Below are 15,172 nucleotides of genomic sequence, written 5' to 3' on the forward strand. Positions count from 1 at the left end.
CTTGCCTGTCGTGCCGCCCCTGCGATGCAGTCGCGGCTACACGTCGAAGAACACCGTCTCGTTGTCGCCCTGCAGATGGATGTCGAAACGATAGACCGGATTGCCGTTAACCGGCTGGCGCGTCGCGATCAGTGTCGAGCGGCGGTCGGCCGGCACCAGCGCCAGCACGGGATCGGCGGCGTTGGCGGCTTCGCCGTCGAAATAGATCCGCGAATAGAGATGCAGCAGCATGCCGCGTGCGAACACCGCAAGCACGATATGCGGCGCCTGCGGCTTGCCGTCGGGATCGGGCACCACACCCGGCTTGATGGTGTCGAACGCATAGCCGCCTTTGGCATCGGTGCCGATGCGGCCGAACCCCTTGAACGACGTATTCGGCAGCGCGCGCTTGTCCTGCGGATCGGAGAACCGGCCCTGCGCGTCCGCCTGCCAGATCTCCAGCATGCAATCGACGACCGGCACGCCGTCGCCGTCGAACACCGTTCCCTCGACGCGAATGCGCTCGCCCGACGTATCCGGCGTGACGAGATTGTTGTTGAACGCGTCGTTCCAGTCGTATTTGCCGCCTGGCGTCAGGCCATAGGCGAAATAGGGACCGACGGTTTGCGACGGGGTGACCCCGTCCGGTTTGGTCTGAGGCACTTAACTGTTCTCCATCGGCGTGGCGTTGCGCCCGCGCAGCACAATGTTGAAGCGGTAGCACAGCGCCCAATCCGGCTTGGTGTTCTCCAGATCGAATGACGAGATCATCCGGTTGCGCGCCTTCTCGTCGGTGACCGAATTGAAGATCGGATCGAACGGGAATAGCGGATCGCCGGGGAAATACATCTGCGTCACCAGGCGCGAGACGAAGGAGTGGCCGAACACCGAGAAGTGGATATGGGCCGGCCGCCAGGCGTTGTGGTGATTGCCCCACGGATAGGCGCCGGGCTTGATGGTGACGAAGCGATAGTAGCCTTGCGCGTCGGATTGCGTGCGGCCGGCGCCGGTGAAATTCGGATCGAGCGGCGCGGGATGCTGGTCGACGACGTGGACATAGCGGCCGCAGGAATTGGCCTGCCAGAGTTCGACCAGCGTGTTCGGCACACCGCGGCCATCTTCATCGAGCACATGGCCGTGCACGATGATGCGCTCGCCGATCGGCTCGCCCTTGCCGTGAACCGTGAGGTCGTGATCGTTCGCGCGCACGGTCTCGTGGCCATAGACCGGCCCGGTCAATTCCGACAGCGTATGGCGCATCGGAATCAGCGGCTTGGAGGGCGAACGCTTGACCGTGCTCTTGTAGGCGGGAGACAGCCGCGGCGGATGCGCCGCGAGACTTTGCACTGGATAGACCAATGTCATGACGAATTCCTCCCTCGCATCGCGCCGGCTAGTCTTGCTGCGTCACAACCGCTCTATCCCCCCATCCTGAAGAGCCCGCAGAGCGGGCGTCTCGAAGGATGTAGGCTACAGGCGGGCCTCATGGTTCGAGACGCGCTTCGCGCTCCTCACCATGAGGGTTTGTGACACAGCAAGCCGCGTCGCCGGATCATTATACGACATAACTAATTTGGAAAAGGGCGATTTTTCACCCTCCCAAACCGTTGTCTTAATTGACCTTTTCGATCGCGACCGCAACACCCTGGCCGACGCCGACGCACATGGTTGCCAAGGCAAGCTTCCCGCCCCGCTTCTCCATGCCGTGCACCGCCGTCAGCGCCAGCCGCGCGCCGCTCATGCCGAGCGGATGGCCGAGCGCGATCGCGCCGCCATGCGGGTTGACGAAGTCGGCATCGTCCTTGACGCCCAGTTGACGCAGGCAGGCTATGCCCTGGGAAGCGAAGGCTTCATTGAGCTCGATCAAGTCGAAGTCGCTGATCTTGATGCCGAGCCGCTCCATCAGCTTCTTCGTCGCCGGCACCGGACCGATGCCCATGATGCGCGGCGGCACCGCTGCCGAGGCGAGGCCGAGGATGCGCGCCCGCGGCGTCAGCCCGTGCTTTTTCACGGCTAGCTCGGACGCGAGGATCATTGCCGCCGCGCCGTCATTCACGCCGGATGCATTGCCCGCCGTCACCGTGCCGGGATTGCGCACGATCGGCTTCAGTTTTGCCAATCCTTCGAGCGTGGTTTCGGGACGCGGATGCTCATCCTTGTCGACGGTGATGGGACCTGCCTTGCCGCCCGGCACCGATACGGGCGTAATTTCCTCGGCGAAATAGCCCGAGGCGATCGCCGCACCCGCGCGCTGCTGCGAGCGGATCGCCATCGCATCCTGGTCGGCGCGCGACACCTGGAATTCCTCGGCGACGTTCTCGCCGGTCTCCGGCATCGCATCGACGCCATACTGCGCCTTCAACAGGGGATTGATGAAGCGCCAGCCGATGGTGGTGTCGTAAATCTCGGCCGAGCGCGCAAACGCTTCCGGCGCCTTGCCCATCACGAACGGCGCGCGCGTCATCGATTCGACGCCGCCGGCAATCGCGAAATCGACCTCCCCGGCGCGGATCGCGCGTCCCGCGGCGCCGACCGCATCGAGGCCCGACGCGCAGAGGCGGTTCAGCGTCTGACCGGGAACCGATTCCGGCATGCCCGCGAGCAACAGCGCCATCCGCGCCACGTTGCGGTTATCCTCGCCGGCCTGGTTGGCGCAGCCGAAAAATACTTCGTCGACCTGCGACCAGTCGAGATTGGGATGCTTCGCCATCAGCGCCTTGATCGGGGCCGCGGCCAGATCGTCGGCGCGCACCTTGGCGAGCGAGCCGCCGAAACGGCCGATCGGGGTCCGGACGGCATCGCAAATGAATACATCACGCATAGAATCTCTCCCTGAATGCCGTGCTTTAGGCGTTGACCCAGATTTGATGGCGAGTTTTAGGAGCGCGCCCGCGGCAGGTCAATTGAGGCATGGCTGCCCCGCGGCGCTTTCGCGGAGGGGCCGTCATGCTTCGGGCGTATAATCAACCGAGCGGCCCAGGCGTGGAAAACTCTGACAACGCAGGTATGGGAATGGGATCGGGCGGCGAAATTCTGTAGTTTGCCGCCCCTGGAGCCTTCCGGCTCCAGCTTCTCATTTGACGCGTTTTCTTCACGCGAACCGGTACCCACTTCACTTGAAAACGCTCTGATGACGATCCAGCAATCCATCCCCCTGTCCCCGGAGCAAGCACCGGCACCAGAGGCGCCCGCGCGCGTCACGCCGATGATGGAACAGTACCTTGAGATCAAGGCCGCCCATCCCGGGCTGCTCCTGTTCTACCGGATGGGCGATTTTTACGAGCTGTTCTTCGAGGACGCCGAGATCGCCTCGAAGGCGCTCGGCATCGTGCTGACCAAGCGCGGCAAGCATCAGGGGATGGATATCCCGATGTGCGGCGTGCCGGTGGAACGCTCCGAGGATTATCTGCATCGCCTGATCAACGCCGGACATCGCGTTGCGGTATGCGAGCAGACCGAGAATCCGGCCGCCGCGCGCGCCCGCGGCAACAAGAGCGTGGTGGCGCGTGGCGTGGTGCGGCTGGTGACGCCGGGCACGCTGACCGAAGACACGCTGCTGGATGCCCGCACCAACAATTATCTGCTGGCGATCGCGCGCGCCCGCGCCTCCTCCGGCGGCGACCGCATCGGGCTTGCATGGATCGACATTTCGACCTCCGAATTCATGGTCACGGAATGCTCGACCGCGGAATTGGCGGCGACGCTGGCGCGGATCAATCCGAATGAAGCGATCGTTACCGATGCGCTCTATGGCGATCCTGATCTGGGCGCGCTGCTGCGCGAACTGCCCTCCGTTACGCCTTTGACCCGCGACGTCTTCGACGGCGCCACCGCCGAGCGGCGGCTGTGCGACTATTTCGCGGTCGCGACCATGGATGGCCTTTCCGCGATGTCGCGGCTGGAGGCGACCGCCGCGGCCGCCGCCGTCACCTATATCGACCGCACGCAGGTCGGTAAGCGCCCGCCGCTGTCGCCGCCGTCACGCGAGGCTGCGGGCACGACGATGGCGATCGATCCCGCCACCCGCGCCAATCTCGAATTGACCCGGACTCTCGCCGGCGAGCGGCGCGGATCGCTGCTGGATGCGATCGACTGCACCGTGACCGCGGCAGGCTCCCGGCTACTGGCGCAACGGCTCGCCGCGCCGCTCACCGACAGTGCGGCCATCGCGCGGCGGCTGGATGCGATTGCGGCATTTGTCGCCGACAGCGCTGCACGCGATGACATCAGGACCACGCTGCGCGCCGCACCCGACATGTCGCGCGCATTGGCGCGGCTGTCGGTCGGTCGCGGTGGCCCGCGCGACCTTGCGGCTTTGCGCGACGGCATTCTCGCGGCGGACCAGGCGTTGGCGCGCCTCGCGCAGCTCGAAGCCGCACCGGCTGAAATCATCGCCGTGATGGAGGCGCTGCGCCGGCCCTCGCGCGAGCTCGCGCGCGAATTCGAACGCGCCCTCGCCGAGCAACTGCCGCTGATCAAGCGCGACGGCGGCTTCATTCGCGAAGGTTATGAGCCTGCACTCGACGAGAGCCGGAACCTGCGCGACGCCTCCCGCCTCGTGGTCGCCGCGATGCAGGCGCGCTACGCCGACGACACCGGCATCAAGGCGCTCAAGATCCGCCACAACAACGTCCTCGGCTATTTCGTCGAGGTCACCGCGCAGCACGGCGACAGACTGATGGCGCCGCCGCTGAACGCAACCTTCATCCACCGCCAGACGCTGGCCGGGCAGGTTCGCTTCACCACGGCAGAGCTCGGCGAGATCGAGGCCAAAATCGCCAACGCCGGCGACCGCGCGCTCAATTTGGAGCTGGAAATCTTCGAGCGGCTCTCTGCGATGGCGCTCGCCGCCAGCGACGGCCTGCGCGCCGCGGCGCATGCCTTCGCGCTGCTCGATGTCGCGACCGCGCTGGCAAAGCTCGCCGTCGATGACAATTACGTGCGGCCAGAGGTCGACGGTTCGCTCGGTTTCGCTGTCGAAGGCGGCCGGCATCCGGTGGTCGAACAGGCGCTGAAGCGCGACGGCCAGCCGTTCATCGCGAACGCCTGCGACCTTTCGCCGGGGCCGGGCCAGAAGTCGGGTCAGATCTGGCTGATCACCGGCCCGAACATGGCGGGTAAGTCGACGTTCCTGCGGCAGAACGCCTTGATCGCGCTGATGGCGCAGATCGGCTCCTACGTGCCGGCGTCGCGCGCCCGGATCGGCGTCGTCGACCGCCTGTTCTCACGCGTCGGCGCGGCCGACGATCTCGCGCGCGGCCGTTCCACCTTCATGGTCGAGATGGTCGAGACCGCCGTGATCCTGAATCAGGCCAGCGAGCGCTCGCTGGTCATCCTCGACGAGATCGGCCGCGGCACCGCCACCTTCGACGGCCTCTCTATCGCGTGGGCCGCGATCGAGCACCTGCACGAGGCCAATCGCTGCCGCGCGCTGTTCGCCACGCATTATCACGAGCTGACCGCGCTCTCCGCCAAGCTGCCGCGGATGTTCAACGCCACCGTGCGGGTCAAGGAATGGCAGGGCGATGTCGTATTCCTGCACGAGGTGCTGCCGGGTTCGGCCGATCGGTCCTACGGTATCCAGGTCGCCAAGCTCGCGGGCCTGCCACCGGCCGTGATCGCGCGCGCCAAGTCGGTGCTGGCGAAGCTCGAAGCCCAGGACCGCGGCCAGACCGCGCGCGCACTCGCCGACGATCTGCCGCTGTTCGCCGTCCCCTCCCGCGCCGCCGCCGAGGCCGCGCCGCCGAGCGAGGCGGAGCGACTGATGGAAGCCGTGAAGGCCTTGCATCCCGATGAGATGTCGCCGCGCGAGGCGCTGGAGGCGCTCTACAAACTGAAGACGCTCGCATCGAAGGCGGACAAATGAAACAGGTCGCGACGCTGCTGGTGTGGCTCGCGCTTCTGTTCGGCCTGCCGCAGGCCCTGATCTGCGGCGTAATGATCTTTTCTTCGGGCTGGGCGATACCGCTGGTGCTGATTTTCCTGCTGTCGCCGTTCGTGCCGCTGATCCTGATGCAGGAAATCCGCCGCTGGCAGAGGTTGCCGCCAGCGGCGACAGCCAGCGCCGCGCTGCTGTCGATCGCTGTATCGGGCGGCTTCTATTGGATGCTCTATTATCGGATGCGCTAAAGATTCCACGCAAAGGCGGAAGCAATGACGGCGATTAGTGCGCAGCCTTCCGCTTGCTCCACCAGAACAGGCTGAGATTCCACCCCACACACGTCGCCAGCGCCAGGCTCAGCCCGATCGCCGAGCCGAACTGCAGGGCGGCGACATGCAGCACGGCAATCGCGATGCCGAGCCCCATCAATCCCCAGGCGCTGTTGGCAAGCACGGCCGCCGTCGGCGGACCGCCGATGCGCGGATGCAGGATCAGCATCATCGAGGTGAACACGATCGGGAACAGCGCGATGATGCCGCTGATCTTGGGACCGACCCAGCTCGAGGTGGTGACAACGGTCGCCACCAGCGTTGCTACCAGCGATGCCCGCAGCGGGATGTCGTACCAGCGGCGCCGGATCGGCGGCATTTTGGCGTGGCGGTAGCGGGCGAGCAGCGGCACGCAGATGGCAAACGCAATGGCGTTCGCGATCAGGCCGCCGGCGAGCGACCATTGCACCGAGCGGATGATCGCGGCGAGCGCGATCCACACCGCGACCGCCGCAAGGCAACTGAGCGGCGCGCTGTGGCGCTGCGCCAGCACGACGTAAGTCAGGCCCAGGAATATCGTCGCGGCATTGATCGGCAGGCTCGCCAGCGCGCCTTCGGCGATGAAGGCCGCGTCATGATCGAGCGCAAGGAATACGTAGGACGGCCCAGCCGAGATCGGCAGCGTCGCGACCAGCGCGCCGATTACGGGGCCTGAGCGTTCGGTGACGATGGAAGCCGTCACCACGAAGGCTGCGGTGATGGCCATGCGCAGACCGAGCGTCAGGAGGAAGGCGAGTTCGGGGGACATTTACATCTCTTACCCTCCCCTGGAGGGGGAGGGTCGGCTCGCATGAGCGCAGCGAAATGCGAGACGGGGTGGGGTGATCTCTCAACTCGGGCACTGTTGGCTGGGGAGAGACCGTCACCCCACCCCGCCGCTCATTTCATGAGCGTCGACCCTCCCCCTCCAGGGGAGGGTGAACGGCCAATCACACCCGCTTCATCGACACCGAGACCTTCGGGCCGTTCTTGATGGTCTGATAGACCACGCAATAACGCTCCGTCAGCTTGAGCAGCAGATCAAGCTTGTCCTGCGGGGCGTCGGTAGCGACCTCGAAGCGCAGGCGGATCTCCTCGAAGCCGACCGGGGCTTCCTTGTCGACGCCGAGCGTGCCGCGAAAATCGAGATCGCCCTCGGCGATGACGTTGCCGGTCTTCAGGGGAATATCGGTGGCGGTCGCCACCGACTTCAGCGTCACGCCGGCACAGGCGACCAGTGCTTCGAGCAACATGTCGCCAGAGCACAGCTCAAGCCCGGAGCCGCCGGTGGCGGGGTGCAGGCCGGCGACCGCCAGCGCGCGGCCGGTCTCGACCTTACAGGCGATGCCTTCATTGTCGATCGAGCCTTTGGCTTTGAGGGTAATGACGGCGGCGGAAGGGTCAGACTTGTAGCGTTCCTTGAGCGGGGCCTGCATCGCGCGGAGTTCGGCGGCGTCCATCTTGCTCTCTCCCGACTGTGTTTGTGTGAGCCGATATAATCGGCTAGCGACCTGCTGTCATCACGCCCTGCGGCGGCGCGCATGACATTTTGGAAATCCACGCCTTTCCAACGGGTTATGGCTAGCATTCGCCGAGGCGGCGGCATAGCTTTGCGTTGACCTTACAATCGCCCGTGACAGCCCCTGCGCCGTCCGATATCGGGGAGATCATGGACAGCATCGTGACAGAGGACCGCTCCGGAGCGGATGACCGTTTCGATACCGCGCGGATCACCGCAGCGGTCGATGCGCTGGCCGAAAAACATGCCGGCCGCGAGGACGTGTTCCGCTCGGCGCTGGCGCAATTGCTCAAGGCCGAGATGTTCGCGGCGCGCGCCACCGCGCAGGCCGTGCTGCTGAAGGATCGCCACGGCCGCCGCTGCGCGGAACGGCTCTGCTTCATGCAGGACGAGATCATCCGCATCCTCTACGCGGCTGCGACGCGGCATCTCTATCGCTCGCACGTGCCCTCAGGCGCAGAGCGCATGGCCGTCGTCGCCACCGGCGGCTACGGCCGCGGACTGATGGCGCCGGAATCCGACATCGATCTGTTGTTCATCCTGCCCTACAAGCAGACCGCCTGGGGCGAGCAGGTCGCCGAAGCCATTCTCTATTGCCTGTGGGACATGGGATTGAAGGTCGGCCACGCCACGCGCTCGGTCGATGAGTGTATCCGCCAGGCGCGCGGCGACATGACGATCCGCACCGCGATCCTGGAGACGCGGTTCTTGACCGGCGACCGGCCGCTCTATGACGAGCTGGTGGCCCGGTTCGACAAGGACGTGGTGCAGGGCACGGCTGCCGATTTCGTCACCGCCAAACTCGCCGAGCGCGAGGAGCGCCACCGACGCGCCGGGCAATCGCGCTATTTGGTCGAGCCCAACGTCAAGGACGGCAAGGGCGGCTTGCGCGACCTGCACACGCTGTTCTGGATCGCCAAATACGTCTACCGCGTGCGCGAAACCGGGGAGTTGGTCGAGCGCGGCGTGTTCGACGCGCAGGAGTACCGCACCTTCCGCCGCTGCGCGGATTTCCTGTGGTCCGTGCGCTGCAATCTGCATTTCGTCTCCGGGCGCGCCGAGGAGCGGCTGTCGTTCGACATGCAGCGCGAGATCGCAGTCCGCCTCGGCTACACCTCGCATCCCGGCATGCAGGATGTCGAACGCTTCATGAAGCACTACTTCCTGGTGGCGAAGGACGTCGGCGACCTCACCGCGATCCTGTGCGCCAAGCTCGAGGAAGAGCAGGCCAAGCCGGCGCCGGTCCTGAGCCGGATGGTGGCGCGGCTGCGGCCGGCCCCCAAGCGGCGGCGGGTGCCTGACAGCGACGACTTCATCATCGACAACAACCGCATCAACCTCGCCGCGCCCGACGTCTTCAAGCACGACCCGGTCAACCTGATCCGGATCTTCCATCTGGCGCAGAAGAACAACCTCGCCTTCCATCCCGACGCGATGCGCACTGTGACGCGCTCGCTGAAACTGGTGAACAGCCAGCTTCGTGAAAATCCGGAAGCCAACCGGCTGTTCATGGAGATCCTGACGTCGAACGACGCCGAGACCGTGCTGCGGCGGATGAACGAGACCGGCGTGCTCGGTCACTTCATCCGCGCCTTCGGCAAGATCGTGTCGATGATGCAGTTCAACATGTACCACCATTATACAGTGGACGAGCATCTGATCCGCTGCATCGGCTTCCTGCAGGAGATCGAACGCGGCGGCAACGACGAGTTCACGGTCGCCAGCGACCTGTTCCGCAAAATCCAGCCCGAGCATCGCGCGGTGATCTATGTCGCGACCCTGCTGCACGACGTCGCCAAGGGCCGCCCGGAGGATCATTCGATCGCGGGCGCCAGGGTGGCGCGGCGGCTGTGCCCGCGGCTCGGCTTCAACACCGCCGACACCGAGCTGGTGGCATGGCTGATCGAAGAGCATTTGACGATGTCGACGGTGGCGCAGTCGCGCGACCTCTCCGACCGCAAGACGATCGAGAATTTTGCCGCCGTGGTGCAATCCGTCGAGCAGATGAAGCTTCTGACCATCCTGACCACCGCCGACATCCGGGGCGTCGGCCCCGGGGTGTGGAACGGCTGGAAGGCGCAGCTCTTGCGCACGTTGTATTACGAGACCGAGCCGGTCCTGACCGGCGGCTTCTCGGAAGTGAACCGCGCGCAGCGCATCGCGGTGGCGCAGTCGGAATTCCGTGCCGCCTTCACCGAATGGCCGGAGGAGGAGCTCAACGCCTATATCGGGCGGCATTATCCGGCCTATTGGCTCAAGGTCGATCTGCAGCGAAAAATCCGCCAGGCGCGCTTTATCCGCGCCAGCGAACAGGCCGGGCATCAGCTCGCGATCAATGTCGGCTTCGACGAGGCGCGCGGCGTCACCGAATTGACGATACTGGCCACCGACCATCCGTGGCTGCTGTCGATCATCGCCGGCGCCTGTGCGTCGGCCGGCGCCAACATCGTCGACGCGCAGATCTACACCACCACCGATGGCCGCGCGCTCGACACCATCGCGATCTCCAGGGAGTACGACCGCGACGAGGACGAGGGACGGCGCGCGACCCGCATCGGCGAGATGATCGAGCACGTGCTCGAGGGCAAATTGCGGCTGCCAGAAGTGGTGGCGCGCAAGGCCGCCAACCGCGGCAAGGTGCGCGCATTCGCGGTCGAGCCCGAGGTCATCATCAACAACCAGTGGTCGGACCGCTACACCGTGATCGAGGTCTCCGGCCTCGACCGCCCCGGCCTGTTGTATCAGCTCACCACGGCGATCTCGAAGCTCAACCTCAACATCGCCTCCGCCCATGTCGCGACCTTCGGCGAACGCGCCCGCGACGTGTTCTACGTCACCGATTTGCTCGGCGCCCAGATCAACGCGCCGACCCGGCAGGCTGCGATCAAGAGCGCGCTGATCCATCTGCTCTCTGCCGAAGACAACGTCGCCAAGCCGGCGGCGTAGGGTTCTTTCAGCCCCGTAGGATGGGTGGAGCGAAGCGATACCCATCAATCATGTGGAGAGACAGTGATGGGTTTCGCTGCGCCCTGCCCATCCTACGGACCGTCGTCGCCGCGAACGCAGGGACCCATACTCCGCGGCCCGCGGAAATGGCACACGGCGAGACGGCTTTGCTTCAACAACGAAGTGCGGTGGTTATGGGTCCCTGCGTTCGCAGGGACGACGCGCATCAGAGAAGAGTGATCGCCGATAGATGGTGGGCACGGCGCATGCGCGCCTTTGCCCACCCTACGCTGCTAAGTAGTCCGTTCGGCCGCAGCCCGGGCGTGATACTCGAGCGCGATCAAGCTCGCAGCGATGAAGGTAAGATAGTTTGCCTGCGCAATCAGGAGGCCGAGATCGAACAGGTCAAACAGGCCTTCGCACGGGTTCTCTGCCGGAACGACGTTTGTTCGCCTGCCCCCATCGATAACGATAGGCTGAAACCTGCGGTCGCGGCGATTTGTCTCGGGATCGATGTCGTCAGAACAAAGGATCAAATGCAGGTGTGCTTTCGGCATATCAATCCCCCTGAAATTCGGTCGGTGGATCCCTGACGTTTGACCACAGCGACGGTTGCGACCGGCAAGGGGTCAGCTCGTTGGGTCTTCCGTAACACTCTTCCCGCATGGAGGACCGGCGGTCCGCCGCCATCCGGTTAGCCAATCAGCGTAGTCTTCGAGAAGGACCGGACCATTGAACGGAGGTTGATCCAAACGTTCCATTCGGTTGGGCGGACCATACCGAGGTTTAGGATCGCAACCTGCCCTCGCGCGACGGAAGATCGCGCCTGGAGGTCAAGGTGCCGCAAAGGATCGGCCGATTTTACCCGCCGGAAATCCGAAAAGCTGCTAGTATCCAGCCTATTAGGAGGGCGACGTTGTCGCCGCTGATGGTCGCGAACACCTGGCGACGCAGCGCCGCTCGGGATGGCCGAGTGTCAGTGCTGATGATGCGTAAGCCGACGATAAAGTCCCGGAGCTCAGCCGAGCAATGGCTGCTCGGCAGCATGGCGCTGGCGTTGGGAGCGGTGGCCGGAATCTGGCTGCTGCTCGGCCCGGCGCCGACGACCACCCCTCATTTCATTGCGATCGTGCTGCTCATCGCTTCGATTGCCGCCTCATTGATCATGATGGGCCTGGTGGGGCGTACGCGGCGGCAGATGGAAGCCGTGCTTGAGGGCCGCCTGAGCGCCGAAACGCGCGCGATCGAGAAGCTGCGTCACAGCCAGGCGCAATGGAGGGAGGTGTTCGAGCATAACCCGGTGATGTACTTCATGGTCGACGCGACGGGGACCGTGCTGTCCGTCAACACGTTCGGCGCCGCACAACTTGGCTACTCCGTCAGCGAATTGCTCGGGAAATCCGTGCTGAAAGTCTTTCCTGCCGAAGAGCAACGCGCCGCCCAGAGCAACGTCGCCATATGCCTGGAGAATATCGGCGAGACCCACAATTGGGAGATATGCAAGGTTCGCAAGGACGGCTCAACCCTTTGGGTTCGTGAGAACGCCAAAGCGGTGCGGCGGCTGGACGGCCGACTGATCGTCCTGATCGCGTGCGAGGACATCACGGAGCGCAAGCAGGCTGAAAATGCGCTGCGGCAGAGCGAAATGTATTTGGCCAAAGCCCAGCGATTGAGCCACACCGGCAGCTTCGGCTTGCGCGTCGCCAGCGGCGAGATCATCTGGTCGGAAGAGACTTTCAGAATATTTGGATTCAAAAAGGCTCCCTCCATCAAGTTCGCCACCGTCATTCAACGCATTCATCCGGACGATCGCGGACGCGTGCAACGGACCATTGACCGCGCGTCCAGCGAGGGCAAGGACTTCGCGCATAGCTATCGATTGCTGATGCCCGACGGCTCGATCAAACATGTCCACGCCACCGCGCATGCGGTGAAGGATGCATCCGGCGCCATCGAATTCGTTGGGGCGATAACCGATATCACGGCGCGCAAGCGAGCCGAGATGGAATTGCATGAAGCGCAGGCGACGCTTGCGCATGTCACGCGCGTGACTGCCCTCGGCGAACTTGCCGCCTCGATCGCCCACGAAGTGAACCAGCCGCTCGCCGCCGTGGTCACCAATGCCGCCGCATGCCGGCGTTGGCTCGACCGTGAGCCTCCCGATCTGAAGGAAGCGCGCGGGACAGTGGAAGCGATCATCAAGGACGGCAATCGTGCCGGCGAAGTGATCCAGCGGGTCCGTGCGCTCGTGAGCAAGGCGACCGGACGGAAGGCAGCGCTTCACATTAATGATGTCATCAACGAGGTCATCAGCCTCGTTCAGCATGAGCTGCTCAGCCACCAGGTATCGTTGCGGCTTGAGCTCTCCCCCGACCTGCCGCTGGTCATCGCCGATCGGGTCCAGTTGCAACAGGTCATTCTCAACCTGGTCATCAATGGCATCGAGGCGATGCAGCCGGTCGCGGACCGGCCGCGGGAGCTCGTGATCCGGACATGCCAGGACGAAGACGGGCAGATCGTGGTGACGGTGAAGGATTGCGGCGTTGGCCTCGCAGCCGAGAACGCTGGCCGGCTGTTCGACGCCTTCTTCACCACCAAATCCAGCGGCATGGGAATGGGCCTGTCGATCTGCCGCTCCATCATCGGCGCTCATGGCGGGCGGCTGTCCGCGTCCGGAAATGCCGGCCCTGGTGCGACATTCCAGTTCACCTTGCCGTTAACTCAGGAGGATGCAGCGTGACCGCGCGGCCGGCATCACCTTCCAGCCTCGCAAGCGTCGAGGAACCGGTGGTCTTCGTCGTCGACGACGACGCATCGGTACGTGAGGCACTGAGCAATCTCTTTCGCTCAGTGGGATTGCGCGTCGAGGTGTTCGGCTCGGCTCACGAGTTTCTGCAGCACAAGCTTCCGAATGCCCCCAGTTGTCTGATCCTTGACATCAGGCTGCCCCGGCTGAGCGGCCTCGACTTTCAGGCCGAACTGGCCAAGGCCGACATTCACATTCCGATCATCTTCATGACCGGTCATGGCGATATTCCGATGACGGTCCGCGCGATGAAGGCCGGCGCCGTCGATTTTCTGACCAAGCCATTCCGCGATCAGGACATGCTGGATGCCGTAACCGCGGCAATCGAGCGCGACCGCAACAGCCGCAACGAAGCGATGGTTCTCTCGGAGCTGCACGCGCTTTTCGCGACGCTAACTCCCCGGGAGCGGCAGGTGATGGCGCTGGTTACGTCGGGGCTCATGAACAAGCAGATCGCCGCCGAAGTCGGCCTGGCGGAGATCACCGTGAAGATACATCGCGGGCATATCATGCGGAAAATGGGAGCGAAGTCGCTGCCCGATCTGGTACGGATGGCCGAGCTACTCGGGATCGGGCCTGCATCCGGCCGGGCGCAAACCTAAGTATGATTTTCCCTCGCTGATTTGCAGCGCACTCTCCCGAGACGCGGCGGCACAGCAAAAAGACATCCTCTGGTCGTCTCCAGAAAGAAGCGTCTTGTCCAATCGGGCCATATCAATCATCGACGACGACGGGTCGGTTCGCGCCGCGACCCATAATCTCGTCAGGTCGCTTGGTTACGTCGTCCATTCATTTGCGTCGGCCGAGGAGTTTCTGCAATCGCCGCATCTGAATGACACTTCGTGCGTGATAACGGATGTCAGGATGCCCGCCATGAGCGGGCTCGAGCTGCAAGCTCATTTGCTCGCCACCGGCCATCGCCTTCCCGTCATCTTCGTAACGGCTTTTTCGGTCGAAAGCGACCGCGCCCGGGCCATGAAGGCGGGAGCGACCTGCTTCTTGAGCAAGCCGTGCGACGGGGAAGCGCTGATCAAATGCCTCGAAGCGGCGCTGGCGCCAAATGGCGAGGCCGCAACCAAATGAGCCGATCCGGCCCTAGAGCCTTTCGGTTCTGATTGAATCAGAACCGGGCTCTAGATTCTTGTTTTGACGCGTTTTCTTGACGCGAACCGGTGTCCACCCCGGATCAAGTCCGGGGCAAGTTTTCGCTGGAAAACGCTCCGAGGCGAGCCAGCATACGTAAGGATGATCTCGCCAAACATCTGGACGAATTGAAGATAAGCCGCGACCGCGCCAGACTTCGCATCGTCCTTCGAGAAGCGAAGGGCGCGAAGCATCACACATTTTGATCGGCAAGCGGCAATTCCTCGGAAAGGAGGTCGCCATGCGTACAGAACTGCGTTGCGCCGAGTGTGACAGCGAAGGGCCCAAAATCATCTCTCTGCGAAATCCAGCGCGCGAACGCTATTGCGGGCGCTTCTGTCTCGACAAGAGCCACGAGAGCTTCATTCGCTGGATACGGCGTGCCAATGCGGAGGCTGCGTCATGAAAAATTGTTGCGGAAATCCGGAATGCAAGCGTCCCTTCGGGCTGGTCCGGCGTAGCTGGTACTTCCAGCAGTTCTGTTCGGCGAAGTGCCGCGAGATCTACAAGCGTCAACTGGAGCGCAACCGGACATATTGGAAGTGGCTCTACCAGGTGCCGGAACCTGCGGCGCACAGAGACCATCTATC

At 64.0% G+C, this 15,172-nt stretch carries 12 protein-coding genes; 7 read left to right on the plus strand and 5 right to left on the minus strand.

From position 1 onward, the window contains the following. Positions 1 to 36 precede the first annotated feature (36 nt). From pcaG to pcaF, 3 genes are all read right to left on the minus strand, one after another. Positions 37 to 642 (minus strand): protocatechuate 3,4-dioxygenase subunit alpha, encoded by a 606-nt coding sequence (pcaG, locus tag V1292_RS06770; RefSeq protein WP_334371247.1) that lies wholly within the window; start codon positions 640 to 642, stop codon positions 37 to 39. Next, positions 643 to 1,344, minus strand: a complete 702-nt coding sequence (gene pcaH, locus V1292_RS06775) for a protocatechuate 3,4-dioxygenase subunit beta (RefSeq protein ID WP_334371249.1) — start codon at positions 1,342 to 1,344, stop codon at positions 643 to 645. Between the two features lie 247 nt (positions 1,345 to 1,591). Then, complete coding sequence (gene pcaF, locus V1292_RS06780) at positions 1,592 to 2,800, minus strand: 3-oxoadipyl-CoA thiolase (RefSeq protein WP_334371251.1); 1,209 nt, start codon at positions 2,798 to 2,800, stop codon at positions 1,592 to 1,594. A gap of 309 nt (positions 2,801 to 3,109) precedes the next feature. Between pcaF and mutS the strand changes: the two genes are divergently transcribed. Together mutS and V1292_RS06790 are read left to right on the plus strand one after the other, a co-directional pair. Beyond that, positions 3,110 to 5,845, plus strand: a complete 2,736-nt coding sequence (gene mutS, locus V1292_RS06785) for a DNA mismatch repair protein MutS (protein ID WP_334371252.1) — start codon at positions 3,110 to 3,112, stop codon at positions 5,843 to 5,845. After that, entirely contained in the window at positions 5,842 to 6,108 is a 267-nt protein-coding gene (locus V1292_RS06790) for a hypothetical protein (protein ID WP_334371254.1), read from the plus strand. The genes mutS and V1292_RS06790 overlap by 4 nt, the downstream gene beginning before the upstream one ends. Positions 6,109 to 6,142: 34 nt before the next feature. Here the strand turns inward: V1292_RS06790 and V1292_RS06795 are convergent, their stop codons facing one another. Together V1292_RS06795 and V1292_RS06800 are read right to left on the minus strand one after the other, a co-directional pair. Then, on the minus strand, positions 6,143 to 6,937 hold the full coding sequence (locus V1292_RS06795) for a hypothetical protein (RefSeq protein WP_334371256.1): 795 nt from the start codon (positions 6,935 to 6,937) through the stop codon (positions 6,143 to 6,145). 181 nt (positions 6,938 to 7,118) lie between these two features. Beyond that, positions 7,119 to 7,628 (minus strand): OsmC family protein, encoded by a 510-nt coding sequence (locus V1292_RS06800; RefSeq protein WP_334371258.1) that lies wholly within the window; start codon positions 7,626 to 7,628, stop codon positions 7,119 to 7,121. A gap of 209 nt (positions 7,629 to 7,837) precedes the next feature. Here V1292_RS06800 and V1292_RS06805 point away from each other — a divergent pair, with 209 nt between their 5' ends. The 5 genes from V1292_RS06805 to V1292_RS06825 all read left to right on the plus strand — a co-directional run bounded on the left by V1292_RS06805 (position 7,838) and on the right by V1292_RS06825 (position 14,522). Next, the gene (locus tag V1292_RS06805) at positions 7,838 to 10,633 is read left to right on the plus strand and encodes a [protein-PII] uridylyltransferase (protein WP_334371260.1); all 2,796 of its coding nucleotides are present in this window, start codon (positions 7,838 to 7,840) and stop codon (positions 10,631 to 10,633) included. Positions 10,634 to 10,899: 266 nt separating this feature from the next. After that, positions 10,900 to 11,226, plus strand: coding sequence for a hypothetical protein (locus V1292_RS06810; RefSeq protein WP_334371262.1), 327 nt, complete (start codon positions 10,900 to 10,902; stop codon positions 11,224 to 11,226). 380 nt (positions 11,227 to 11,606) lie between these two features. Beyond that, positions 11,607 to 13,373: a PAS domain-containing sensor histidine kinase gene (locus V1292_RS06815; RefSeq protein ID WP_334371264.1), complete on the plus strand. Its 1,767-nt coding sequence runs from the start codon at positions 11,607 to 11,609 to the stop codon at positions 13,371 to 13,373. After that, positions 13,370 to 14,041 (plus strand): response regulator transcription factor, encoded by a 672-nt coding sequence (locus tag V1292_RS06820; protein ID WP_334371266.1) that lies wholly within the window; start codon positions 13,370 to 13,372, stop codon positions 14,039 to 14,041. The genes V1292_RS06815 and V1292_RS06820 overlap by 4 nt, the downstream gene beginning before the upstream one ends. Positions 14,042 to 14,135: 94 nt before the next feature. Next, positions 14,136 to 14,522, plus strand: a complete 387-nt coding sequence (locus V1292_RS06825; protein WP_334371268.1) for a response regulator transcription factor — start codon at positions 14,136 to 14,138, stop codon at positions 14,520 to 14,522. Positions 14,523 to 15,172: the final 650 nt, after the last annotated feature.

The organism is Bradyrhizobium sp. AZCC 1719 (genome assembly GCF_036924525.1).
In the GTDB taxonomy this organism is placed as follows: domain Bacteria; phylum Pseudomonadota; class Alphaproteobacteria; order Rhizobiales; family Xanthobacteraceae; genus Bradyrhizobium.

Excerpts from the sequence above, each read along its gene's own strand:
- mutS (WP_334371252.1), top strand. The coding sequence starts at position 3,110 with ATGACGATCCAGCAATCCATCCCCCTGTCCCCGGAGCAAGCACCGGCA.
- pcaF (WP_334371251.1), bottom strand. The coding sequence starts at position 2,800 with ATGCGTGATGTATTCATTTGCGATGCCGTCCGGACCCCGATCGGCCGT.
- V1292_RS06805 (WP_334371260.1), top strand. The coding sequence starts at position 7,838 with ATGGACAGCATCGTGACAGAGGACCGCTCCGGAGCGGATGACCGTTTC.
- V1292_RS06810 (WP_334371262.1), top strand. The coding sequence starts at position 10,900 with ATGCGCGCCTTTGCCCACCCTACGCTGCTAAGTAGTCCGTTCGGCCGC.
- V1292_RS06800 (WP_334371258.1), bottom strand. The coding sequence starts at position 7,628 with ATGGACGCCGCCGAACTCCGCGCGATGCAGGCCCCGCTCAAGGAACGC.
- V1292_RS06795 (WP_334371256.1), bottom strand. The coding sequence starts at position 6,937 with ATGTCCCCCGAACTCGCCTTCCTCCTGACGCTCGGTCTGCGCATGGCC.
- V1292_RS06790 (WP_334371254.1), top strand. The coding sequence starts at position 5,842 with ATGAAACAGGTCGCGACGCTGCTGGTGTGGCTCGCGCTTCTGTTCGGC.
- pcaH (WP_334371249.1), bottom strand. The coding sequence starts at position 1,344 with ATGACATTGGTCTATCCAGTGCAAAGTCTCGCGGCGCATCCGCCGCGG.